Source organism: Umezawaea endophytica (assembly GCF_025061645.1).
GTDB lineage: Bacteria > Actinomycetota > Actinomycetes > Mycobacteriales > Pseudonocardiaceae > Umezawaea > Umezawaea endophytica.
Map to the genome: position 1 here is coordinate 65,621 of NZ_JANYMP010000019.1, position 22,984 is coordinate 88,604.

20 protein-coding genes are annotated in these 22,984 nt (G+C 70.9%); 9 read left to right on the forward strand and 11 right to left on the reverse strand.

Features of this window, described 5'->3' with window-relative positions:
* Positions 1-180: 180 nt before the first annotated feature.
* The gene (locus NZH93_RS32545; RefSeq protein WP_259627097.1) at positions 181-3,882 is read left to right on the forward strand and encodes a multifunctional oxoglutarate decarboxylase/oxoglutarate dehydrogenase thiamine pyrophosphate-binding subunit/dihydrolipoyllysine-residue succinyltransferase subunit; all 3,702 of its coding nucleotides are present in this window, start codon (positions 181-183) and stop codon (positions 3,880-3,882) included.
* 72 nt (positions 3,883-3,954) lie between these two features.
* The gene (locus NZH93_RS32550; protein ID WP_259627098.1) at positions 3,955-4,131 is read left to right on the forward strand and encodes a DUF6104 family protein; all 177 of its coding nucleotides are present in this window, start codon (positions 3,955-3,957) and stop codon (positions 4,129-4,131) included.
* Between the two features lie 31 nt (positions 4,132-4,162).
* Here NZH93_RS32550 and NZH93_RS32555 read toward each other — a convergent pair whose 3' ends face one another.
* The gene (locus NZH93_RS32555; protein ID WP_259627099.1) at positions 4,163-5,155 is read right to left on the reverse strand and encodes an aldo/keto reductase; all 993 of its coding nucleotides are present in this window, start codon (positions 5,153-5,155) and stop codon (positions 4,163-4,165) included.
* Between the two features lie 496 nt (positions 5,156-5,651).
* On the opposite strand from NZH93_RS32555, the gene NZH93_RS32560 reads away from it, so the two are divergent.
* From NZH93_RS32560 to NZH93_RS32575, 4 genes are all read left to right on the forward strand, one after another.
* Positions 5,652-6,686 (forward strand): hypothetical protein, encoded by a 1,035-nt coding sequence (locus tag NZH93_RS32560; RefSeq protein ID WP_259627100.1) that lies wholly within the window; start codon positions 5,652-5,654, stop codon positions 6,684-6,686.
* A 20-nt stretch (positions 6,687-6,706) separates the two neighbouring features.
* A complete protein-coding gene (locus tag NZH93_RS32565; RefSeq protein WP_259627101.1) occupies positions 6,707-7,903 on the forward strand; it encodes a cytochrome P450 in 1,197 nt (398 codons plus the stop codon).
* The gene (locus tag NZH93_RS32570; RefSeq protein WP_308214259.1) at positions 7,849-9,135 is read left to right on the forward strand and encodes an MFS transporter; all 1,287 of its coding nucleotides are present in this window, start codon (positions 7,849-7,851) and stop codon (positions 9,133-9,135) included. The genes NZH93_RS32565 and NZH93_RS32570 overlap by 55 nt, the downstream gene beginning before the upstream one ends.
* Before the next feature lie 93 nt (positions 9,136-9,228).
* Positions 9,229-10,743, forward strand: a complete 1,515-nt coding sequence (locus NZH93_RS32575) for a S8 family peptidase (RefSeq protein ID WP_259627102.1) — start codon at positions 9,229-9,231, stop codon at positions 10,741-10,743.
* Positions 10,744-10,764: 21 nt separating this feature from the next.
* Here the strand turns inward: NZH93_RS32575 and NZH93_RS32580 are convergent, their stop codons facing one another.
* A complete protein-coding gene (locus tag NZH93_RS32580) occupies positions 10,765-11,655 on the reverse strand; it encodes a helix-turn-helix domain-containing protein (RefSeq protein WP_259627103.1) in 891 nt (296 codons plus the stop codon).
* Positions 11,656-11,766: 111 nt separating this feature from the next.
* Between NZH93_RS32580 and NZH93_RS32585 the strand changes: the two genes are divergently transcribed.
* Entirely contained in the window at positions 11,767-12,597 is an 831-nt protein-coding gene (locus NZH93_RS32585; RefSeq protein ID WP_259627104.1) for a hypothetical protein, read from the forward strand.
* Between the two features lie 16 nt (positions 12,598-12,613).
* Here the strand turns inward: NZH93_RS32585 and hutI are convergent, their stop codons facing one another.
* From hutI to NZH93_RS32630, 9 genes are all read right to left on the reverse strand, one after another.
* Positions 12,614-13,750, reverse strand: a complete 1,137-nt coding sequence (hutI, locus tag NZH93_RS32590) for an imidazolonepropionase (RefSeq protein WP_259627105.1) — start codon at positions 13,748-13,750, stop codon at positions 12,614-12,616.
* Positions 13,747-13,923 (reverse strand): DUF397 domain-containing protein, encoded by a 177-nt coding sequence (locus NZH93_RS32595; RefSeq protein WP_259627106.1) that lies wholly within the window; start codon positions 13,921-13,923, stop codon positions 13,747-13,749. The genes hutI and NZH93_RS32595 overlap by 4 nt, the downstream gene beginning before the upstream one ends.
* Positions 13,920-14,813, reverse strand: a complete 894-nt coding sequence (locus NZH93_RS32600) for a helix-turn-helix domain-containing protein (RefSeq protein WP_372506944.1) — start codon at positions 14,811-14,813, stop codon at positions 13,920-13,922. The genes NZH93_RS32595 and NZH93_RS32600 overlap by 4 nt, the downstream gene beginning before the upstream one ends.
* Positions 14,791-16,023: a formimidoylglutamate deiminase gene (locus NZH93_RS32605; protein ID WP_259627108.1), complete on the reverse strand. Its 1,233-nt coding sequence runs from the start codon at positions 16,021-16,023 to the stop codon at positions 14,791-14,793. The genes NZH93_RS32600 and NZH93_RS32605 overlap by 23 nt, the downstream gene beginning before the upstream one ends.
* A complete protein-coding gene (locus NZH93_RS32610) occupies positions 16,020-17,198 on the reverse strand; it encodes an allantoate amidohydrolase (protein WP_259627109.1) in 1,179 nt (392 codons plus the stop codon). Before NZH93_RS32610 ends, NZH93_RS32605 begins: the two co-directional genes overlap by 4 nt.
* A complete protein-coding gene (hutU, locus tag NZH93_RS32615; protein ID WP_372506947.1) occupies positions 17,191-18,831 on the reverse strand; it encodes a urocanate hydratase in 1,641 nt (546 codons plus the stop codon). Before hutU ends, NZH93_RS32610 begins: the two co-directional genes overlap by 8 nt.
* 5 nt (positions 18,832-18,836) lie before the next feature.
* A complete protein-coding gene (gene hutH / locus NZH93_RS32620; protein WP_276024513.1) occupies positions 18,837-20,345 on the reverse strand; it encodes a histidine ammonia-lyase in 1,509 nt (502 codons plus the stop codon).
* An 84-nt stretch (positions 20,346-20,429) separates the two neighbouring features.
* Positions 20,430-21,356 carry a hypothetical protein gene (locus NZH93_RS32625; RefSeq protein ID WP_259627111.1) on the reverse strand — a complete coding sequence of 309 codons (927 nt, stop codon included), beginning with the start codon at positions 21,354-21,356 and terminating at the stop codon, positions 20,430-20,432.
* Positions 21,353-21,850 (reverse strand): RNA polymerase sigma factor, encoded by a 498-nt coding sequence (locus NZH93_RS32630; RefSeq protein WP_259627112.1) that lies wholly within the window; start codon positions 21,848-21,850, stop codon positions 21,353-21,355. Before NZH93_RS32630 ends, NZH93_RS32625 begins: the two co-directional genes overlap by 4 nt.
* Positions 21,851-21,923: 73 nt before the next feature.
* Here NZH93_RS32630 and NZH93_RS32635 point away from each other — a divergent pair, with 73 nt between their 5' ends.
* Together NZH93_RS32635 and NZH93_RS32640 are read left to right on the forward strand one after the other, a co-directional pair.
* Positions 21,924-22,316, forward strand: a complete 393-nt coding sequence (locus NZH93_RS32635; RefSeq protein ID WP_259627113.1) for a hypothetical protein — start codon at positions 21,924-21,926, stop codon at positions 22,314-22,316.
* Positions 22,316-22,690 (forward strand): hypothetical protein, encoded by a 375-nt coding sequence (locus tag NZH93_RS32640; protein ID WP_259627114.1) that lies wholly within the window; start codon positions 22,316-22,318, stop codon positions 22,688-22,690. The genes NZH93_RS32635 and NZH93_RS32640 overlap by 1 nt, the downstream gene beginning before the upstream one ends.
* Positions 22,691-22,984: the final 294 nt, after the last annotated feature.

A 22,984-nucleotide genomic window follows, 5' to 3' on the forward strand; every position in this document is an offset into this window, starting at 1 on the left:
AGTGACTTCACCTCAAGGAATGCTCAAGTACCTGCAACACTGGCGGGGTCCTGATCGATCCTGTGACTGAGCACTCGTTGGCCGGTGCATCCTCCGTATGAAGTGGCTTACGCGGGGGACTAACCTGGCAGGGAGTTATGTCGACACCAAGAGCGAGATGGATAGAGGCGAGCGGCAGCCGTGTCCAGCAGTAGTCCTGCGTCACAGTTCGGCCCCAATGAGTGGCTTGTCGAGGAGATGTACGAGCAGTTCCTCGCCGACCCGTCGTCCGTAGACCCGGCGTGGCACGATTTCTTCGCCGACTACAAGCCGACGCAGCGGGCAGCCGGCAGCGGGGGCGTCGCGGCGTCCTCGTCCGGTACGACCACGACAACCACCACCACGCGTGCGGTCGAGAACGGGCAGGCGCAGGTGGTCAAGCCGGCTCCCGCTCCGAAGCAGGCGGCGCCTGCCGCCAAGGCGCCCGCCGCCGCTCCGAAGGCAGCGGCAGGCAAGCCCGCGCCGCAGCAGGCCGCGAAGGCCGCGCCGGTGAAGCCCGCCGAAGGCGAGGAGCAGAAGCAGCTCCGGGGCGCCTCGGCCGCCATCGCGAAGAACATGGAGCTGTCGCTCACCGTTCCGACCGCGACGAGCGTGCGGGCGGTGCCCGCGAAGCTGCTGGCCGACAACCGCATCGTCATCAACAACCACCTGAAGCGGACGCGGGGCGGGAAGGTCTCCTTCACGCACCTCATCGGCTACGCGGTCGTCCGGGCGCTCAAGGCGTACCCGAACATGAACCGGCACTACGCGTCGATCGACGCGAAGCCGTTCGTGGTGACGCCCGAGCACGTCAACTTCGGCCTGGCGATCGACCTGCCGGGCAAGGACGGCGCGCGCACCCTCGTGGTGGCCTCGATCAAGGGCTGCGAGGACATGACGTTCACGCAGTTCTGGCAGGCCTACGAGGACCTGATCCGCAAGGCCCGCACCGGCGGGCTCGGTTCCGAGGACTTCGCGGGCACGACGATCTCGTTGACCAACCCCGGCACGATCGGCACGAACCACTCGGTTCCGCGCCTCACCGCGGGCCAGGGCACGATCGTCGGCGTCGGCGCGATGGAGTACCCGGCGCACTTCCAGGGCACCAGCGAGCAGGCCCTGACGGACATGGGCGTCAGCAAGGTCATCACGCTGACCAGCACGTACGACCACCGGATCATCCAGGGCGCCGAGTCGGGCGAGTTCCTGCGGCGCATCCACCAGCTCCTGCTGGGCGAGGACGGCTTCTACGACGACGTGTTCACGTCGCTGCGGCTGCCGTACGAGCCGATCCGCTGGGTCGCGGACATCCCCGAGGGCTCGGTCGACAAGACCGCCCGCGTGATCGAGCTGATCGACGCGTTCCGCACCCGCGGCCACCTGATGGCGGACACGGACCCGCTGAACTACCGCCAGCGCAGCCACCAGGACCTCGACGTCCTGTCGCACGGCCTGACGCTGTGGGACCTGGAGCGCGAGTTCCCGGTCGGCGGGTTCGCGGGCAAGGAGCGGATGAAGCTCCGGGACATCCTGGGCGTGCTGCGCAACTCGTACTGCCGCACCGTCGGCGTCGAGTACATGCACATCCTGGAGCCCGAGGAGCGCAACTGGATCCAGGAGCGCGTCGAGGTCCCGCACGAGAAGCCCCCGGCGACCGTGCAGAAGTACATCCTCAGCAAGCTGAACGCGGCCGAGGCGTTCGAGACGTTCCTCCAGACCAAGTACGTCGGCCAGAAGCGGTTCTCGCTCGAAGGCGGCGAGACGGTCATCCCGCTGCTCGACGCGGTGCTGGACAAGGCCGCCGAGCACGAGCTGGACGAGGTCGTCATCGGCATGCCGCACCGCGGCCGCCTGAACGTGCTGGCGAACATCGTGGGCAAGCCGATCTCGCAGATCTTCCGCGAGTTCGAGGGCAACCTCGACCCCGGTCAGGCGCACGGCTCCGGCGACGTGAAGTACCACCTCGGCGCCGAGGGCAAGTACTTCCGGATGTTCGGCGACGGCGAGACGAAGGTGTCGCTGACGGCGAACCCGTCGCACCTCGAAGCGGTCGACCCGGTGCTCGAGGGCATCGTGCGGGCGAAGCAGGACATCCTCGACAAGGGCGGCGACGGTTTCTCCGTGCTCCCGGTCGCGATGCACGGCGACGCCGCGTTCGCGGGCCAGGGCGTGGTCGCGGAGACGCTGAACCTCGCGCTGGTGCGCGGCTACCGCACCGGCGGCACGGTCCACGTGGTGGTGAACAACCAGGTCGGCTTCACCACGGCACCGGAGAACTCGCGGTCGTCGAAGTACTCCACCGACGTGGCGAAGATGATCGGCGCTCCGGTCTTCCACGTGAACGGCGACGACCCCGAGGCGTGCTACTGGGTCGCGAAGCTGGCCGTGGACTACCGGCAGGCGTTCAACAAGGACGTCGTGATCGACATGGTCTGCTACCGGCGCCGCGGCCACAACGAGGGCGACGACCCCTCGATGACGCAGCCCGCCATGTACGACGTGATCGACACCAAGCGCTCGGTCCGCAAGACCTACACCGAGTCGCTGATCGGCCGCGGCGACATCTCCGTCGAAGAGGCGGAGAAGGCGTTGCAGGACTTCTCCAGCCAGTTGGAGCACGTCTTCAACGAGGTCCGCGAGCTGGAGAAGCACCCGGCCAAGGCCAGCCCGTCGGTCGAGTCCGAGCAGCAGGTGCCCGCGAAGCTCCCCACCGGGGTCAGCCTCGAGGTGCTGGAGAAGATCGCCGACGCGCACGTCAACCTCCCGGAGGGCTTCACGCCGCACGCGCGCGTCAAGCCGGTGCTGGAGCGGCGCGCGAAGATGGCCCGCGAGGGCGGCATCGACTGGGCGTTCGCCGAGCTGCTCGCGTTCGGCTCGCTGACGCTGGAGGGCCGCCTGGTCCGCCTGGCCGGTCAGGACTCGCGGCGCGGCACGTTCGTGCAGCGCCACGCGGTGCTGGTCGACCGCAAGACCGGCGCGGAGTACACGCCGTTGCAGAACCTGTCGGACGACCAGGGCAAGTTCATGGTCTACGACTCGGTGCTGTCGGAGTTCGCCGCGCTCGGCTTCGAGTACGGCTACTCGGTCGCGAACAGCGACGCGCTGGTGCTGTGGGAAGCGCAGTTCGGCGACTTCGTGAACGGCGCCCAGCCGGTCATCGACGAGTTCATCTCGTCGGGTGAGGCCAAGTGGGGCCAGCGTTCCGACGTCGTGCTGCTGCTGCCGCACGGCCACGAGGGCCAGGGTCCTGACCACACGTCCGGTCGCATCGAGCGGTTCCTCCAGCTCTGCGCCGAGGGTTCGATGACGATCGCCGTGCCGTCGACGCCCGCGAACTACTTCCACCTGCTGCGCCGCCACGCCCTCGACGGCGTGAACCGGCCGCTGGTGGTGTTCACGCCCAAGTCGATGCTCCGCCTGAAGGCCGCGACCAGCCCGGTCGAGGACTTCACCGAGGAGCGGTTCCAGTCGGTCATCCCGGACCCGACGAAGCCGGACCCGTCGAAGGTCATCAAGGTCGTGCTGTGCAGCGGCAAGATCTACTACGAGCTCGCCGCCGAGCAGGAGAAGCGCACGGCCAAGGACACCGCGGTGATCCGGGTCGAGCAGCTCTACCCGGTGCCCGCCCGCAAGCTGACCGAGGCGTTGGAGCAGTACCCGAACGCCACCGAGGTCCGCTGGACGCAGGAGGAGCCCGCGAACCAGGGCGCATGGCCGTTCTACGGCCTCGCGCTCCCGGAGCTGCTGCCGGAGCGCTTCCGCGTCGTCCGCGTGTCCCGCCGCCCGATGGCCGCCCCGTCGGCCGGGTCGAGCAAGGTGCACGAGGTCGAGCAGCGCGAGATCATCACGAAGGCGTTCGACTAGGACCTGATCCACACCGAGCCGCCGGAACCGAGCACGTGGGTTCCGGCGGCTCGGCCGTTCACGGAGGACCCGATGTACTTCACCGATCGCGGCATCGAAGAGCTGGAAACCCGTCGGGGCGAGGAGGAGGTCAGCTTCGCCTGGCTGGCCGACCGCCTCCGCGCGTTCGTCGACCTGAACCCCGACTTCGAGGTCCCGGTCGAACGCCTGGCGACGTTCCTGGCGCGCGACGACGAGGACGACGAGTGACGGGCGGGGGCCTGCTCGGGCCCCCTCCGCACTACCAGGCGTACGCCTCCGGAGCGGGCTTGGAGCCGTTCGGGCCGGGGGCCGGGAAGAGTTCGTCGAGCTTGGTGAGGACTTCCGCGTCGAGCTTCAGCTCCGCGGCCCTGAGCGAGCCGTCCAACTGCTCGGTGGTGCGCGGGCCGATGATCGGGGCGGTCACGCCCTCCTGGTGCAGGAGCCATGCGAGGCCAACGTTGGCCGGGTCCTCGCCGAGGTCGGCGCACAGCTTCTCGTAGGACTCGATGGCGTCCTGGTGCTTGGCGAGGCCTTCCTTGGCGCGGCCGGAGTTGCTGCGGGCGCCGCCGCCCTCGCGCTGCTTGCGCAGGGCGCCGCCGAGCAGGCCGCCGTTGAGCGGGGACCACGGGATGACGCCGAGGCCGTAGTGCTTGGCCGCGGGCAGCACCTCCAGCTCCACCCAGCGGTTCAGCAGGTTGTAGATGGACTGCTCGCTGACCAGGCCGAGGAAGTGCCTGGCGCGCGCGGCTTCCTGGGCCTGGGCGAGGTGCCAGCCCGCGAAGTTCGACGACCCGAAGTACAGCACCTTGCCCTGCTGGCGCAGGACGGAGAACGCCTCCCAGATCTCGTCCCACGGCGTCGCGCGGTCGACGTGGTGCATCTGGTAGAGGTCGATGTAGTCGGTCTGCATGCGGCGCAGCGAGTCGTCGCACGCGCGGCGGATGTTCAACGCCGACAACAGGTTGCCGTTCGGCCAGTCGCTCATGCTCCCGTAGAGCTTGGTGGCGATCACGGTCTTCTCGCGGCGGAGGCCACCGGTGGCGAACCACCGGCCGATGATGTTCTCGGTGACGCCCTCCCCCGTCTTCCAGCCGTAGACGTTGGCGGTGTCGAAGAAGTTGATGCCGTGCTCGTGGGCGCGGTCCATGATCGTGAAGCTGTCGGGTTCGGTCGTCTCCGGCCCGAAGTTCATCGTGCCGAGGCACAGGCGGGACACGGAGAGACCGGATCGACCGAGGTTCGTGTACTCCATGCCCCCAGCTAACCCCGTGCGGCACGATGCTGCCACGTGGAGCAACTCCAGGAAGTGGCCCGGACGATCAGCGGGCCAATTCTCGGGTACACCGCATTCCTCGACCAAGAATAACGGCCGAACTGGACGAAATCGGAAAAACCCACGCGGGACGGAATCGGCCGAACGGACCACGTGAACTACGACCGTTCACCACGAGAGGAGGCCGACCCAGGCGGCCGAGCCCCCAGGCCGACCCCTTGACCTGCACCTACTTCTTGCTGGGCTTCTTCACTCGAAATTCCGCTGTCGCGAGATGACGCATGATTACCCTCCAATTCCGCAGCAAAAAAACCCTTACCGAGAGGACGAGGCGGAATTTTAGACTCGGCTTCCGACGAGCGTCAACGCCGATTACCAAAATGAATGACCGGCGTTGACACCGACCAGGTCACCCGGAACGATGCCGAATGGATTGACGATCGCGATTGCGATCACCGGGCCGAGGAGCAGCCGAATGGCCGAACTCACCGTGGTGGAAAACCTTCTCGGTGTTCCGCCCGGCTACCCGCGCTGGCGGGTGGCGGACATGGCGAACCGGGCGGGCCTGCTGCCGACGTGGCTGTCGTCGGTGGTGGCCAGGGGCGGGTCGATCGGCGAGCAGGCCGCCGAGCACCTGTCGAGGGTCCGGCGCCGCGTCGACGCGCTGCACGCGACCGGCGAGCGGTTGGCGCGGGCCCACGGCGTCGAGGTGATCAAGGGTGCCCGCATCGCCGCGCGGATGCCCGCAGGGCTCCTGCGCGATTCCGGTGACACCGACGTGGTCGCGCCCGACGAGGAGTCGCTGTGGCGGTGCGTCCTGGACCTCCGCGAGCGCTTCGACGCCGTGCCGCAGGGCATCAACGTGCTCCAGACCCGCGAGGAGCTGCACGTCGTCGTGGCGATGAAGTGGCCCGCCGAGGAGCCCGAGCTGGACAAGCCGATGGGCGCGGACATCGCCACGTGCGCGTTCTGCGGCAACACGTCCGACGTCCCGGTGCGCGCCGGCCTGCCGGAGGACGACGACGTGCGCTCGCTGTTCGCGGTGGCGGAGGAGTGCTTCCAGCGCCGGTTCAAGCGCAAGGACGTGCTGGACCTGGTCGTGCTGGCCGAGGTGCTGGACGAGCGGTTCGGCGACCGGCTGCCCGACCTCGTCGCGGACACCGCCCGTGAGCTGAACCTGGCGCCGGAACTGCTGAAGCTGCACCGCAGGACCAGCCGGTGGGTGGACCTGCCGGACGGGTGGGCCGCCGTGCAGGCGGCGCTCGTCCCCGTGGCAGCGGACGAGAAGGCGCGGCGGCGGTCGGGCACCGCCGCGATCCCCCGGCTGCGCTTCGGCTTCCCGCTGGACGACAAGCCTTCGGCCGGGTCGCGGGTGGAGCTGCACGAGTTCGGCGACACGCACCTGATGACCACGCCGATCGGCACCTGCCTGCTGGTGGACGACCCGAACATCCCCGAGGACCTGCACCGGGCGGCCGTCGAACGGGTTCGGTTGGTGGCGGCGGGATGAGCGGGCCCCAGGAGGTGGCGGTGACCGGACGCGAACCGAGGACGTTCCCCTTCTCGGACCCCGTCGGGCTCGCGATCGACCCCGTCTTCGCCGAGCTGCGCGAGAACGAGCCGGTGTCCCGGATCCGGCTGCCCCACGGCGGTGACGCCTGGCTGCTCACCCGGTACGCCGACAACCGGGCGCTGCTCACCGACCGCCGGTTCAGCAGGGCCGCCGCGGCGGGCCCGGCCGTGCCCCGGTTGACGGTGGAGCCTGCGGGCGGGTCGGCACTGTCCATGATGGACGGAGCGGAGCACGCCAGGCTCCGCAGGTTGGTCGCGCCCGCGTTCTCGGCCCGCCGGATCGAGGGGCTCCGGCCGAGGATCGAGCAGCTCACCGACGACCTGCTGACCGCGATGCTGGAGGAGGGGCCGCCCGCCGAACTGCTGGAGGCGTTCGCACTGCCGCTGCCGATCACCGTGATCTGGGAGCTGCTCGGCGTGCCGACGGCGAACCGGGACCACTTCACCGGCCTGGCGAGCAGGCTCCTGTCGTCCACCGCCTACACGAGGGAACAGGTGCGGGACGCGGTCGACGAGCTGTCCGACTACCTGGCCGACGTCATCGCCGAACGCCGCGCCGACCCCGGCGACGACCTCCTCAGCGCGCTGGTGCACGCGCGGGACGTGGACGACCGGCTCAGCGAGCTGGAACTGGTGACGCTGTGCGGTTCGCTGCTCGGCGCGGGCTACGAGAACGTCGCCAACGCGGTCGCCAACTTCACGGTGCTGCTGACCGAGGACGAGACCCTGGCGCCCCGGCTGCGGGCCGAACCGGGGCTCGTCCCGACCGCGGTCGAGGAGATGCTCCGCTATGCGATGTCCGGTCTCGGCGTGAGCGCTCCCCGGATCGCGCTGGAGGACGTGGAGATCTCCGGCGTGCTGATCCGGCGCGGTGAAGCCGTGTTCGCCTCCCTGCCCTCGGCGAACCACGACCCCGACGTGTTCGCCGACCCCGGTCGCGTCGACCTCGACCGCAAGCCCGCGGGCCACCTGGCGTTCGGCCACGGCCCGCACCTGTGCCTCGGGGCGGTGCTGGCGCGGGTGGAGCTGCGGGCCGCGCTGACCGCGCTGGTGCTCAGGGTGCCCGGTCTGCGGCTGGCCGTGCCGGTCGACGAGGTGCCGTGGAAGCTGGGCCTGACGGTCCGCGGGCCGCGCGCGCTCCCCGTCACGTGGTGACGCTGCGGGGGCACGCCGACTTCCGGATGTTGTGGGCGGGCAACGCCGTCAGCCAGTTCGGCACCAGGATCGGCGGGGTCGCCGCGCCGCTGCTCGCGGTCGGGGTGCTCGCCGCGACGCCGTTCGAGGTCGGTCTGCTGAACGCGGCGCAGACGGTCGGGCTGCTGCTGATCGGGCTGCCCGCGGGCGCGTGGGTGGACCGGACGCGCAAGCGCGGGCTGATGGTCTCGATGGACCTGTGCCGGGCGGCGCTGCTGGTCACCATCGCGGTCGCGAGCTGGGCCGGAGTGCTGACGCTGGCGCAACTTCTGGTGGTGACGCTGGCCGTCGGGGTGGCGACGGTGTTCTTCGACGTCGCGCACCTGGCCTACCTGCCCGTGCTGGTCGGCCGGGACCAGTTGCTGGAGGGCAACGCGAAGCTCCAGACCAGCCAGTCCGTCGCCACGACCGCGGGCCCGGCCCTCGGCGGCTGGGCAGTCGGCGTGCTGGGCGCGGCGAACACGATGCTCGCCACCAGCGCCGGGTTCCTGGTGTCCGCCTTCCAGCTCAACCGCATCACGTCGGTCGAGCCCGCGCCGGACCGGCCCGCGACCCGTGACCTGGTCGGCGAGATCGGCGAGGGCCTCCGCCTGGTCTTCGGCGTGCCGACGTTGCGCGCCATCGCGTGCTGCACGGCGACCGCCAACCTCTTCCTGACGTTCCTGATCACGCTGAACGTGCTGTTCCTGAACCGGGAACTGGGGCTTTCGACGGCCACGACGGGCCTAGTGCTGGCGGCGTCCGGGGTGGGCGGCTTCCTCGGTGGGATCACGGGTCGGGCGCTGGTGTCCCGCGTCGGCCGCGCCCGGTCGTCGTGGCTGTCGCTGCTGCTCACCCAGCCGTTCGCGCTGCTGCTGCCGCTGACCGCTCCCGGTTGGCGGGTCGGCCTGTTCGTGGTGGGCTGGTTCGTCGTCGGCTTCGGTTCCACGGTCTACAACATCGCGCAGGTGACCTTCCGCCAGGCCGTGTGCCCGGACCGGCTCCTCGGCCGGATGAACGCGTCGAACCGGGTCGTCGTGTGGGGCACGATGCCGTTGGGCGGCATCACGGCGGGCGTGGTCGCGGAGGTCGCGGACGCGCGGACCGGCCTGTGGGTCGGGGCCTCGGGGCTCGCGCTGGCCGTGCTGTGGCTGCTGCTGTCCCCCCTGCGGACCCTGCGGGACGTTCCCGCCGAAGGCCTTCCACAAATTTGACAGTATTGACCTCGAATATTCGACACTGCCATTTCACCCGGTCGTGGAGTTAGTTTCATCTCGGTTCAACCCAATTCCCTGCGGAGGACCCAGATGAAAGAACAATTGCGTCGAGGTGCCGTGCTCACGGCGCTCGGCCTGACCGGGGCGGTCCTGTTCGCCCCGGTCGTCACGGCCGCACCACTGGAGGAGGCGGTGCTCACGGCGTCGGGCGCGGAGGCGGTGCCCGGCAGCTACCTGGTGGTCTACAAGAGCGGCGTGCAGGCCGACGCGACCGCGCTCGCCACCCGCTACCAGGGCCGACTCGGCCGCTCGTTCAGCTCCGTCATCCAGGGCTTCTCGGTGCGAGGGCTGTCCGAGCAGCAGGCGCGACGGCTCGCCGCCGACCCGGCGGTCGACTACGTGGAGCAGGACGCGGTCGTCCGGCTCCAGGACACGCAGACCGACCCGATCTGGAACCTGGACCGGATCGATCAGCGCGAACTGCCGCTCGACAAGAAGTACACCTACGACAACACGGCCTCGAACGTGACGGCCTACGTGATCGACACCGGAATTCGCAAGTCCCATTCGGAATTCGAGGGACGCGCGAGTTACGGGTACGACTTCGTCGACAACGACTCGGACGCGTCGGACTGCCAGGGCCACGGCACGCACGTGGCGGGCACCGTCGCGGGCAAGACGTACGGCGTCGCGAAGAAGGCCAAGATCGTCGCGCTGCGCGTGCTGGGCTGCGACGGCACCGGGTCGTTCGAGGGCATCATCTCGGCGATCGACTGGGTGACCGCGAACGGCGTCAAGCCCGCCGTGGTCAACATGAGCCTCGGTGGCAACGGCAGCAACACCACCATGGAGAACGCGGTCCGCAAGTCCATCACCGCGGGCTTCACCTACGCCCTCGCGGGCGGCAACAGCGGGCAGGACGCGTGCCAGTTCACGCCCGCGCGCACCCCGGAGGCCATCACGGTCGGCGCGGTCGACCAGGCGGGGAAGAGGTCGGTGTGGAACTCGTCGGCCAGCTCCAACTTCGGGACCTGCCTGGACATCTGGGCACCGGGCACGGCCATCCGCTCGGCGTCCTACTCCAGTGACACCGGCTCCACCGAGATGGGCGGCACGTCCATGGCGAGCCCCGGTGTGGCGGGCGCGGCAGCCCTCTACCTCGGCGCGAACCCGAGCGCCACGCCCAAGCAGGTCCGCGACGCCCTGGTCGCCAACGCCACCAAGAACCTGCTGACCGACATCAAGACCGGCTCGCCGAACCTGTTCCTGTACACCGGGTCCGGCGGCCAGAACCCGAACCCGCCGGACCCGCCCGCTGGCAAGCTGACCGCTGCGACCTCCCCTGTCTCGCAGACGATCGGCGCCGGCCAGTTCGGCAGCACCACGGTGGCCGTCCAGGGCGGCGCCGGGACCGTCAGGCTGTCCGCGACCGGCGGACCGCAGGGCGCGATGTACTTCTTCCAGCCGACGACGATCTCGGCGGCCGGTAGCTCGCAGTTGTCCGTGTTCACCGGGTTCGCCGCGGCGGGCACCTACCCGATCAAGATCACGGCGACCGACGGCGTGAACAGCGCCACGACGACGTTCACGCTGACCGTCAGGTAGCCGCGGACACCGGGCCCGGCATCACTCCCATTCCCAGCGGATGCCGATGATGCCGGGCCCGGTGTCGTGCACGACCAGGTGCGCGCTGTGCGTCGTGCCGAGCCACAGGTCACGCACGTCGGTCGGCGGGTCCTGCGACGTCCCCTGGCGGAACCGGTAGCAGCGCACCGGGACCGCGTCCGGGTGGAAGTTCACCTGGAGCACGTAGTCCCGCGCCCCGCGCAGGAACCGGCGGTCGGTGACGGAGCTGATCCCGCCGGGGTTGGACGCGATCCGGTAGTCGACCAGCGCCGTGTCCCCCGCTCGCAGCATCCGGTCGAACAGCACCTCGGCGATGAGGAACCCGTGCTCCTCCTCGGTGCGCACCCGGCCGACCCGGCACGCGCCCTGCGCGGAGATCGTGCCGACGCTCCGGTCCTCCTCGTCGGCCCGCTGGATCGCGAGGAACCGGTCGATGCCGTCCTCGTCGGCGCGCAGCACACCGCTCGACCGGAACTCCACCTCACGGCCGTCCGGCCCGACGGTCATCACGTCGCGCCAGGTCAGGTAGGTGACCGGCGTCGGCTCCAGGTGGTCGACCTTGAGCATCAGCTCGTTGAGCCCGTCGGCCTGGACGTCCCAGATGCCCTCCAGCGTCAACTCGCGCTCGGCGGTCTGCTCGGTCCACCGCCCGCGCGGGCGCTTCGGGCCGAGGCTGCCCAGCAGGTCGTCGACGGCGAGGACCTCCTCCAGCAGCTTCACCACGCGCAGCGACTCGGGGCGTTCCGGCCTGCTCCGCCCGCGCCGCCAGTAGCTCAACGTCGACACGCTGACCTGCGCGCCGCGCCGGGCCAGGTGGTGCTGGATCCGTTCCAGGCTCAGCCCGCTGGCCTCGATCGCACGCGTGAGCGCGTTCCCGAAGTCCTCCGCCACAAGGCCGAACCATACGTGATCAAACGCACGTGAGCCGGTCTTCGACGTGGCGGAGCGGGTCGTCCGTAGCGCTCGTGCGGCGACCGACGACTACCAGGGTGGGGAGGGAGCATGACCACCTGGGACGGCGTGCTGAAGGTGTTGCGCGACCCGCTCGTCGCGCTGGGGCTGAGCCTCGTGCTCGCGGTCCTGGCGAGCAGGGTCGGCGGCTGCGTGGTCCGGCTGGTGCTCGGGATCGGGTCCGCGGCGGCCTTCGTCTGGCTGCTGGTGCGCTTCGAGCCGTTCCAGGACTTCGTGGTCGCCGTGGTGAGCACGATCGGGACGATCTTCGTCGTCCTGCTCGTGCTGGTGGCGGTGGTCGCGCTGACCGCGTTCCTGACGATCAACGCGATGCACCGCAGGGCCGAGGCCGAACCGGTCGACCGGGTGGGCGGCACGCTCGCCCCGGTGCCGCGGCGTCACGGGGAACCGTCCCCGGTCGACGCGGCCGCCCGCCTCACGGTGTGGCTGAACGACTTCGCCCGGTTGGAGGCGCGGCTGCTGGCGATCGTGGAACCGGTACTGCGCCACCTGGAGAACGAGGACAGCGTCTCCAAGGTCGTCGGGGACATCACGAGGGCCTACTTCTCCGGCCTGTCCTCGTGGATGCCCGAGGTGCGGCGGATCGAGGAGGAGGGCACCGCCCTGCTGCACGGCATGGCCGACGAGCTGCCCCCGCTCTTCTCCGGGGTCAGCGGTCGGCGGCTGCACGCGTTGGCGTCGGCCAAGTCGTACCTCCCGGCCAAGGGCGACTGGGACGACCTGACCGACGGCGCGCCCTGGTACTCGTACTGGCTGGTGCGCGGCCTGTGCCTGCACCGGGACTGGCGAACGGCGGGCACGGCGCTCTGGAAGTGCCACTACGGCAGGAACCTGCTCACCGAGTGCCTGGAAATCCTGTGACCGCCGGGCCTTCCGATCAGCGGACGCGCGTTCCCGCCCGCCACACGGCGTGGGTCAGCGGGACACCCGGCCGGTAGGCAAGGTGGGTCGTGGACGGGGCGTCGAGCACGTGGACGTCCGCGCGGGCGCCGGGTCGGAGCACTCCGACGTCGTCGCGGCGCAGCGCCCGCGCACCGCCCACCGTGGCGGCCCGGACGGCCTCCTCGACGCTCATCCGCATTTGCAGGACGGCGGTGGTGACGCAGAAGGCCATCGAGGACGTGTACGACGAGCCGGGGTTGCAGTTGCTGGCCAACGCCACCGTCGCGCCCGCGTCGAGCAGGCCTCGGGCGTCCGGGAGCGGTTGGCGGGTCGACAGGTCGCACGCGGGCAGCAGCGTGGCGACCGTGTCCGAGGAGGCGAGCAGGTCGATGTCCTTGGCGGACAGGTAGGTGCAGTGGTCGACGCTGGCCGCGTCCACCTCCACGGCCAACCGGACACCGGGCCCTTCACCGAGCTGGTTGCCGTGCACGCGCAGGCCGAGTCCCTTGGCGGCGGCGGCCGTGAGGACCGCCCGCGACTGGTCCTCGTCGAACGCGCCGGTCTCGCAGAACACGTCGGCCCAGCGCACGTGCGGGGCGACGGCGTCGAGCATCTCGCCGCGCACCAGGTCCACGTAGTCGTCAGCGTTGGTCCCGGCGGGGACGAGGTGGGCACCGAGGAACGTCGCCTCGTCGGCGTGCTCGGCCGCGAGCTTGGCCGACCGGAGTTCGTCGGCGACGCTGAGGCCGTAGCCCGTCTTGGTCTCGACGTACGTGGTGCCCTGGCTGACGGCCTCGGCGACGTGCCGCTTGATCACGGCGGCCAGTTCGGCGTCGGACGCGGCACGGGTCGCGCCGACCGTGACGGCGATCCCACCCGCCGTGTACGGCTTCCCGGCCATCCGCGCCCCGAACTCGGCCGTCCGGTCGCCCGCGAACACCAGGTGCGTGTGGCTGTCCACCCAACCGGGCAGCACGGCACGGCCTTCGACGTCGACGCTCTCGTCGACCGGGGGCGCTTCCTTCGCGGAACCGACCCAGACGACCCGGTCCCCCTCCAGCACCAGGGCGGTGCCGGAGACCTCGGGGTCGTTGGTGGTGAGTTCGCCGATGTTGGTGATCAGAGTGCTCATCGACGCACGAACCGCTTCCAGGCCTGAGCGGGGAAAGCCAGTTGCGGACGGGGGTTCTTGGAATCGCGAACCGCGACCTCCGGCCCGGCGAAGGCGATCTCGACGCAGTTGCCGTTGTTGCCGTCACCGCTGTAGCTGCTCTTGCGCCACTCCACCACAAGCACCTCTTTCACTCGGCCAGTATCCGCTCGATCAGCGCCACCGAGTCCTCGGAACTCAACGCTCGGCCGAGCAAGTGGTCGTGCAGGAGTCTAGCCCGCGACACCTCTGCCTCTTCCTCGATGTGGATGGCCCCGGTGGCGTATTCGACGTAGAGCATCGGATTGTCCTCCGGATCGGAGAACTCCACGATGGTGAAGGCACCCGCTGCCTGGCCGGTGTGCGCGCCGGCGCTCCTCGGCAGCACTCGAAGCGAGACGGTCGGCAACTCCGCAGCCATCACGAGATACCCGAGTTGGTCTCGCACCACCTCCGCATCGCCTATGTTCGGCCGCAGCGCGATCTCATCGATCAGGGCAACCAGGCTCAGCGGCTTCTCCTCATCCACCAGCCGCCGCTGCCGGATCATCCTCACCTTCACCTGGTTGAGCAGTTCCGACTTCGTGCGGTTCAGCGAGCTGGCATCGAAGACCGCGCGCATGTAGTGCTCGGTCTGCAACAGACCCGGTAGTCGGACCAGCGCGAACTCCCGGACCACCGATGCTTCGGTCTCCACATCGACGTACCCCAACTCCTGCAACCCGAAGGTGGTCCACCAGCCGGGTTGCAGCGCGTACCGGACGTCTTCCAGCAGGGTCGGCGCATAGATGTCGTAGACGTCCATCATCGAGCGGGCGAGGTGGACGTCGACACGTGACTCGCCCGCTTCGATGCGGTACATCGAGGTGCGTTTCTTGTCCAGGACCAGAGCAGCCTCGTCGATGCTCATCCCGGCCTCCTCCCGCATCTGGCGCAGGCGGCGTCCCAGCTTTCGGCGGCGGAATGGTGGCCTCGTCATGGAAGCATGATGGCGATCGGGACTGACAGAACTGGGAATCCCATCACCCGTTCGAGAAATGCTCACCGTTTTGGGCGATAACCCTTCCAGCCACCACGACGGTAGCCACGTCCGAAGCGGTAGCCGTCAAAACCACCTGCTCCGGCCGTGATCCGGCCGTGCGCACCGAGTCCAGTCGGATGGCGACGAGGTCGGCCGGTGCGCCGACGCCGATCCGGCCCGCTTCCGGCCAGCCGATCGACGCGTGGTTCGTCAGCGCCGCCATCAGCTCCCGCGGCGAGAACCGGCCGCGTCGACCGGTTCGCAGGCGTTCGCCGTGTTCCAACGCCCGCGATTCCAACAGCGGGTCGATGACGGCGTGCTGGTCGCTGCCCAGCGACAGCGGGCTGCCCGCGTCGACCAGTTCACGGGCCGGGCCGATGCCGTCGGCCAGGTCCGCCTCCGTGGTGGGGCAGAAGCAGGCACCGGTGCCGGTGGAGCCGAGCAGGTCGATGTCCTTTGTGGACAGGTGTGTCGCGTGGACCGCCGTGGTGCGCGGGGACAGCGCGCCCGCCTCGTGCAGCAGTTCCGTCGGGGTCATGCCGTACGCCGCCAGGCAGGCCTCGTTCTCGGCGGGCTGCTCGGACAGGTGGACGTGCAGCGGGGTGTCCGGGAAGGCGGCGGCGACCTCGGCCAGTTCCGCGCGCGGCACGGCGCGGACGGAGTGGATCGCCGCGCCGAGCCGGGTCATCGGGTCCGGGCGCAGCTCGGAAACCCTGGCGGCCCAAGCGGAGGCGGTGCCGTCGGTGAACCGCTCCTGGACGCCCTGGACCGGCACGTCGATGCCACCCGCCAGGTAGCAGGTGTCCAGGAGGGTGAGCCTGATGCCCGCGTTCGCCGCGGCCTGCCGGAGTGCTTCGCCCATCTCGTTCGACCGGTCGTGCAGGTAGTGGAACTCCCCCACCGCCGTGATCCCGGTGACGGCCATCTCGCGGTACACCGACGTCGCCAGCGAGAGGTAACTCTCGGGGGTCAGCGAGGCGGCGACGGTGTACATGGCCTCGCGCCACGTCCAGAACGTGCCGCCGTCGTCGTGCGTCCTGCCCCGCAACGCCCGGTGGAACGCGTGCGAGTGGGCGTTCGCGAAGCCCGGCAGCACCACGCCGGAGAGGCGGACGGCGTCGCCGGGCGTGTCCGAAGTGGACAGCCGGACGACCACGCCCTCCACCACGTCGACCACCACGCCGGGGACGACGCCCTCTGGCAGCCAAGCCTGTTCGCACCAGTAGCTCGTCACGTCGCCAAGTGCTCCAGGGTCGTCGCCAGCGCCACGACGCCCGCCGCGCAGTCGTCCGCCGAGGCGAACTCCTCCGGCGCGTGGCTGATGCCGGTGGGGTTGCGGACGAACAGCATCGCGGTCCGGGTGTGCGCGGCGAGGATGCCCGCGTCGTGGCCCGCGCCGGTCGGGAGCGCCGGGACGCCGCCCAGCACGGCCGCGAGGGAGTCGCGCAGGTCGGGGTCGAAGCGCACGGTGTCGCCGTACGACTCCTCGGTGACCTTGAGCGAGCACCCCTCGTCCTGGGCGGCCTGCTCGGCCGCCTCGGTGATCTCGGCGACGACCTCGCGCGTCCGGGAGTCCTCCTCGGCGCGCGCGTCCAGCCAGACGTCGACGGAGGACGCGATCACGTTGGTGCCACCGGGGTTCGGGATCAACCGGCCCACGGTGGCCCGTGCGCCACCGGTCGCGGCACGACGGGCCGCGACGACCATCTGCGACGCCGGGAGCATCGGGTCGCGGCGGTCCTCGATCAGCGTCGCGCCCGCGTGGTTGCCCTCGCCGGTGAAGCTGAACCGCCACCGGCCGTGCGCCAGGATCGAGGACGCCACGCCGACCGGGACGTCCAACCCCCTGCCCTGCTCGACGTGCAGCTCGACGAAGTCGCCGATCATCGACAGCGACCGCTCGTCGCGCCCCATCCGCAACGGGTCGAAGCCCGCCCTGTGCGCGGCCTCGCCGAACGTGACGCCGTCCGGGTCGGTCAGCGAGGCCGCGGCCTGCGCCGAGATCGCGCCCGTCATCAGCCGCGAACCCAGGCAGGCCACGCCGAACCGGCCGCCCTCCTCCTCCACGAACACGACGATCGCGAACGGCCGCGAGGGGATGAAGCCCTTGGCGCGCAGCACGTCCACCGCCTGCAACGCCGACACGACGCCCAGCGGCCCGTCGAACGCGCCGCCGCCGGGCACGGAGTCCAGGTGGCTGCCGGTGACGACCGCGTTCCGGCCCGGCTTGCCCCACCACGCCCACAGGTTGCCGTTGCGGTCCACCTGCACGTCCAGGCCGCGCGCGGTCGCTTCGGCGGTGAACCACTGCCGCAGCTCCAGTTCCGCGGGCGCGAAGGCGTGGCGGGAGTACCCGCCGCGCTTGGCGTCCCGGCCGACATCCGCGATGTCGGCGAGCAGGTCACTCACCGGCGGACATGGGGATGCGCACGCCCCGCTCGTCGGCGACCTCGGAGGCCCGGTCGTACCCCGCGTCGACGTGCCGCAGCACGCCCATGCCGGGGTCGTTGGTCAGCACGCGCTCGATCTTCAACGCCGCCAACGGGGTTCCGTCGGCGACGGTGACCTGGCCCGCGTGGATGGAGCGGCCGATGCCGACCCCGCCGCCGTGGTGGATGGACACCCAGGTCGCGCCGGACGCGGTGTTCACCATGGCGTTGAGCAGCGGCCAGTCGGCGATGGCGTCGGAGCCGTCGGCCATCGCCTCGGTCTCGCGGTACGGGGAAGCCACCGATCCGCAGTCGAGGTGGTCACGGCCGATGACGATCGGCGCGGACAGCTCGCCGCTGGCGACCATCTCGTTGAACTTCAGGCCCGCGAGGTGGCGTTCGCCGTAGCCGAGCCAGCAGATCCGGGCGGGCAGGCCCTGGAACTCGACGCGCTCACCGGCCATCTTGATCCACCGGGCGAGCTTCTCGTTCTCCGGGAACAGCTCCAGGATCGCCTTGTCGGTCTTGGCGATGTCGGCCGGGTCACCGGACAGCGCGGCCCAGCGGAACGGGCCCTTGCCCTCGCAGAACAGCGGGCGGATGTAGGCGGGGACGAAACCGGGGAAGTCGAACGCCCGCTCGAACCCGCCCGCCTTGGCCTCGCCGCGGATCGAGTTGCCGTAGTCGAACACCTCGGCGCCGCGGTCCAGGAACCCGACCATGGCCTCGACGTGCGCGGCCATGGACGCGCGGGCGCGCTCGGTGAACTCCTCCGGTTTGGTGGCCGCGTAGTCCTGCCAGTCGTCCAGGGCGACACCGACCGGCAGGTACGCCAGCGGGTCGTGCGCGGAGGTCTGGTCGGTGACGATGTCCACGGCCACGTCGCGGCGCAGCAGTTCCGGCAGCACCTCGGCCGCGTTGCCGACGACGCCGACGGACAGCGGGGTGCCGGAGGCCTTGGCCGCGAGCACGCGGGCGATGGCGTCGTCCAGGTCGTCGGCGACCTCGTCCAGGTACCGGGTCTCCAACCGGCGCTGGACGCGGTGCGGGTCGACGTCGACGCAGAGGGCCACGCCCTCGTTCATCGTGACGGCCAACGGCTGCGCGCCGCCCATGCCACCGAGGCCCGCGGTCACGGTGAGGGTGCCGCGCAGGGTGCCGTCGAAGCGCTTGTCCGCCACGGCGCCGAACGTCTCATAGGTGCCCTGGAGGATGCCCTGGGTGCCGATGTAGATCCACGACCCGGCGGTCATCTGGCCGTACATGGTCAGCCCGGCGGCTTCGAGCCTGCGGAACTCGGGCCAGTTCGCCCAGTCCGGCACCAGGTTGGAGTTCGCGATCAACACGCGCGGCGCCCACTCGTGGGTGCGCATGACACCGACCGGGCGGCCGGACTGCACCAGCAGCGTCTCGTCGTCGGCCAGGTTCTCCAGCTCGCGGCTGATGGCGTGGAAGCTCGGCCAGTCGCGGGCGGCCTTGCCGGTGCCGCCGTAGACCACGAGGTCCTCGGGGCGCTCGGCGACGTCGGGGTCGAGGTTGTTGTGGAACATCCGCAGCGCGGCCTCGGTGGACCAGCTACGAGCGGTCAGGTCGAGGCCACGGGCGGCCCGGATCTCGGTCAACGGAGGGCTCCACTTCGGATCAGGGCCTCGGCGGCCGCGATTTCGGGGGCGAGGTGCCGGTCCGGGCCGGGGCCCTGGACGGTCTCGCGGAGCTTCGCCACGGCCGCCGCGGTGGCGGGCGCCGGCTTGAGCGGCGCGCGCAGGTCGAGCGCGCGGGCGGCGGTGAGGAGTTCGACGGCCAGCACGGTGGTGAGCCCGTCCACGGCCTTGCGCAGCTTGCGGGCGGCGGCCCAGCCCATGGACACGTGGTCCTCCTGCATCGCCGAGCTCGGGATCGAGTCGACGGACGCGGGCACGGCCAGCCGCTTCAGCTCGGACACGATCGCGGCCTGCGTGTACTGGGCGATCATGTGGCCGGAGTCGACACCGGGGTCGTCGGCGAGGAACGGCGGCAGCCCGTGCGACCGGTTCACGTCCAGCATCCGGTCGGTGCGGCGCTCGGCGATGCTGGCGACGTCCGCGACCGGGATGGCCAGGAAGTCCAGCACGTAGGCGACCGGGGCGCCGTGGAAGTTGCCGTTCGACTCCACCCGGCCGTCGGCGAGCACGACGGGGTTGTCGATCACCGACGCCAGTTCGCGGTCCGCGACGACCTCGGCGTAGGCCACGGTGTCGCGGGCGGCGCCGTGCACCTGCGGCGAGCAGCGCAGCGAGTACGCGTCCTGCACGCGGGTGCAGTCCGGGCCGCGGTGGCTCTCCATGATCTCCGAGCCGTCGAGCAGCGCGGCGATCCGGGCGGCGGACGCGGACTGGCCGGGGTGCGGGCGCAGGGCGTGCAGGTCGGCGGCGAACACCCGGTCGGTGCCCAGCAGCGCCTCGACGCTCATCGCGGCCGTCAGGTCGGCCAGGTCCAGCAGGGCGTGCAGGTCGCTGATGGCGAGCACCAGCATGCCGAGCATGCCGTCGGTGCCGTTGATCAGCGCCAGGCCCTCCTTCTCGGCCAGCACGACGGGCTCGATCCCGGCCCTGCGCAGCGCCGTGCCCGCCTCGACCAGGTCGCCGGACGCGTCGCGCACCAGACCCTCGCCCATCAGCGCGAGAGCGGCGGCGGACAGCGGGGCCAGGTCGCCGGAGCAGCCGAGCGAGCCGTACTCGTGCACGACCGGGGTGATGCCCGCGTTCAGCATCGCGGCCATCGCGTCGACCGTCGTGGGCCGCACGCCCGTGTGACCGGTCGACAGGGTGCGCAGCCGCAGGAGTTGGAGCGCGCGGACGACCTCCCGCTCCACCTCGGGCCCCGCGCCCGCCGCGTGCGACCGGATCAGCGACCGCTGCAACGCCGTCCGCCGGTCCGGCGGGATGTGCCGGACGGCGAGCGCCCCGAACCCCGTGGACACGCCGTAGGTCGGCTGCTCCGCGGTGGCGAGCCGCTCGATGTGCGCCCTGGCCGACGCCACCAGCTCCCTGGTGGCCTCCGGGATCTCCACCGGCACGTCGTGTCGGGCGACGGCCTGCACGTCCTCGCGGGTCAGCGGCTTCGGACCCAGTTGCACGGGTTGCACCATGTGCACATCACAACCCCCCGAGGCCGTTTCCACGACCCCGGACGACGGGACACCGTCTGGTATCCCAGATGACACCCCTGCGGATCAGCGCTTGCCCAGCCAGGACAAGTCCGGGTGCGGGTCGACGCGAGCGATGTTCGCGATGGCGACCAGCCGGTCCTCGGGGATCATCCCGAGCATCCCCGGCACGGGCTGGACGCTGAGCCACCGGTCGGGCGCCACCTCGACGGCCACGCCATGCTCGCCGACGATTCCCCACACCCCGCGCACCACCACGGGCTTCCCTCCGATGAACGGCTGCCGCGTCGTCAAGGCCGCAGTGAACAGCGCGTCCTCCCACCGGGCGTCGGACACCTCGACCCGCCAGTCGTCCGGCGTGCCGCGCACGGCGTGCGGACCGGAGCCCACCAGCAGCGGGACCGACGTGGTGGCCGAGTCCGGCCGCGTCGACCGGACCACCTGTTCGAGCACGGCCCGACCGTCCGGCACCTGTTCCACGACCGCGGACACCACGGTGCCGACCGCGGGGTCGGGCAGCCAGGTGAACGTGGTCGTCCCGCTCTTCGCGATGGCGGAGAGGCTGCCGGTGACTCCGCCGAACTCGTCGTCCAGCACGAGGTCCTCCCGGTACGGCCCGGTGCTCATCCCCAGCCACGGATCGGCCACGGGCCCCGACTGCTGCTTCGGGAACAGGGGCTCCCGCCCCCAGATCCGGCTGACGGTGCCGTCCGGGGAGTAGGTGCGGCCCTGCTCGGCGAAGCCGTCGGGAAGCCACCCCGGCGAGTACCCGACGGGGAGCGGCGGCGCCGCGGGCGGCGGGGGGTCGGCCAGGTTCTGCCGGAGGGCGACGACGCCCGCGGCGACCACCAGCACCCCGACGACGGCCGCGACCGCCATGGCGAGCGTCCGCCCGCGCCGCGGCCGGTGCAGGGCCGCCAGCACCGGGCCGGGAGCGGGGGCGCGGTCGGCCTGCCGCCGCAGGCTTTCGCGGACCAGGTCTTCGGTGTTCATCGGGCCTCCTCCAGGCGTTCGGCGGCGCGCAGCGTCGTGAGCGCGCGGGAGATGTGGCTGCGGACCGTGCCGTGCCCGCAGCCCAGGACTTCGGCGATCTCGGCGTCGTCGAACCCGTCGTAGTAGCGGAGCACCACGGCGGCGCGCTGCTTGCGCGGTAGCAGCGCGATGCGGCGCAGCATGGCGTCGCGCTCGTCGTAGCGGCCCACGTCGTCGACGGCGGCGCCCCCGACGACGTCGAGCGCGGCGTGCGACATGGCGACGTCCTTCGCCGCCCGGCGCCGCCGCCACGACAGGTACTCGTTGGTGATCATGCGTTTCACGTAGGCCGAAGGCGCGTCGAGGCCGCCGATGCGCGCCCACTTCTGCTGTGCCCGCAGCAGGCACTCCTGGACCACGTCCTGCGCCATTTGCGCGTCGCAGGTCAGGACCGTCGCGTAGCGCAACATCGGGGTGACCTCGGCCGCCGCGAAGTCCTCGAAACTTCGGCTCATGCCCCTCCAATGCGCCTGCGGCCCGATTTGTTGAGCCCCGGTTTTTGTCGGACCCCGTCCCTACCCTGTCGGCATGGCGAGGGTGACGGTCGTCGACGAGACGACATCAGGGGCGAAGACCGAGCAGTGGATGCTCGACGTGGTGGAGGAGCGGCTGCCGCTGCGGGAGGTCGTGCGGCGGCGGGTGTTCCAGGAGGTGGCCGAGTTCAACGCGCGCGCGGACACGGTGTTCCGGGGGCTGGTGCGGCCGACGGACGCCGAGGTGGAGCTGAACGGGTTCCGGCTGCGGGAGCACCGGCGGATCGACCCGGAGAAGCAGACCGCGCTGGCCCTGGAGGCGTTCGGGCGCAACGGTTTCGTGGTGCTGGTCGGCGACCGGCAGGTCGAGGACCTGGACGACGTGGTCGAACTGCCGCTCGGCGTCGAGGTCACGTTCCTGAAGCTCGTCGCGCTGGTGGGTGGCTGATGTCCGCGCTGAGGAAGGCCGTCGAGTCCGGCGACGTGCTCGCCCTGCTCGACCAGGCGCTGCGGCAGCTCGCGCACAACCGCGGGCAGTGGGCCGCGGCGGCGAACAACTCCCTGTCCACGACCCTGGCCGAGCTGCCGGAGGCGCTGCGGGAGCGGCTCGCGGCGGTCCTCCCGGCCCGGTTCGAGCTCGCCAAAGGGCGACCAGCGGGAGGACGTGCTGCTGGTCTGCGCGGCCGTCTCCGACGGGCGCGCGATCGACCTGCTGGTGGCCGAGCGGCAGGCGGTGCTGGAGGAGTGGGCCGCGCACGGCAACTTCTGGCAGGGCCTGGGGACGACCACGCTGGTCCGGGCGGAACTGGCGGCAGGCCGTGAGGTGAGCCCGGCGGTGGTGGCCATGCTCCGCCGGGCGGCCGCCGAGTCGTACCGGTACGACGACGCCGTCGAGGTGTCGAAGCTGCTCGTCGAACCGGTGCTGAACGTCGGCGAGCAGTGGTCGGAGCGGGTGCTGTCGGACCTGCCCTCGCTCGACGAGCCGTGGCGGCGGCTGGTCGCTCTGGCAACCACGGCGACGTCGGCGAAGCCGAACGCCAGGTGGGAGGCGGCGGGCCGGGCGCTGATCGCGGAGATCGGCGAGGAGGCCGTGCGCGCCACCGCGCAACCGTGGCT

Bases quoted from the DNA above. Each gene is read 5' to 3' on its own strand.
- NZH93_RS32550 (WP_259627098.1), top strand. From the start codon at position 3,955: ATGTACTTCACCGATCGCGGCATCGAAGAGCTGGAAACCCGTCGGGGC.
- NZH93_RS32555 (WP_259627099.1), bottom strand. From the start codon at position 5,155: ATGGAGTACACGAACCTCGGTCGATCCGGTCTCTCCGTGTCCCGCCTG.
- NZH93_RS32560 (WP_259627100.1), top strand. From the start codon at position 5,652: ATGGCCGAACTCACCGTGGTGGAAAACCTTCTCGGTGTTCCGCCCGGC.
- NZH93_RS32575 (WP_259627102.1), top strand. From the start codon at position 9,229: ATGAAAGAACAATTGCGTCGAGGTGCCGTGCTCACGGCGCTCGGCCTG.
- NZH93_RS32585 (WP_259627104.1), top strand. From the start codon at position 11,767: ATGACCACCTGGGACGGCGTGCTGAAGGTGTTGCGCGACCCGCTCGTC.
- hutI (WP_259627105.1), bottom strand. From the start codon at position 13,750: ATGAGCACTCTGATCACCAACATCGGCGAACTCACCACCAACGACCCC.
- hutH (WP_276024513.1), bottom strand. From the start codon at position 20,345: ATGGTGCAACCCGTGCAACTGGGTCCGAAGCCGCTGACCCGCGAGGAC.
- NZH93_RS32625 (WP_259627111.1), bottom strand. From the start codon at position 21,356: ATGAACACCGAAGACCTGGTCCGCGAAAGCCTGCGGCGGCAGGCCGAC.
- NZH93_RS32630 (WP_259627112.1), bottom strand. From the start codon at position 21,850: ATGAGCCGAAGTTTCGAGGACTTCGCGGCGGCCGAGGTCACCCCGATG.
- NZH93_RS32635 (WP_259627113.1), top strand. From the start codon at position 21,924: ATGGCGAGGGTGACGGTCGTCGACGAGACGACATCAGGGGCGAAGACC.
- NZH93_RS32640 (WP_259627114.1), top strand. From the start codon at position 22,316: ATGTCCGCGCTGAGGAAGGCCGTCGAGTCCGGCGACGTGCTCGCCCTG.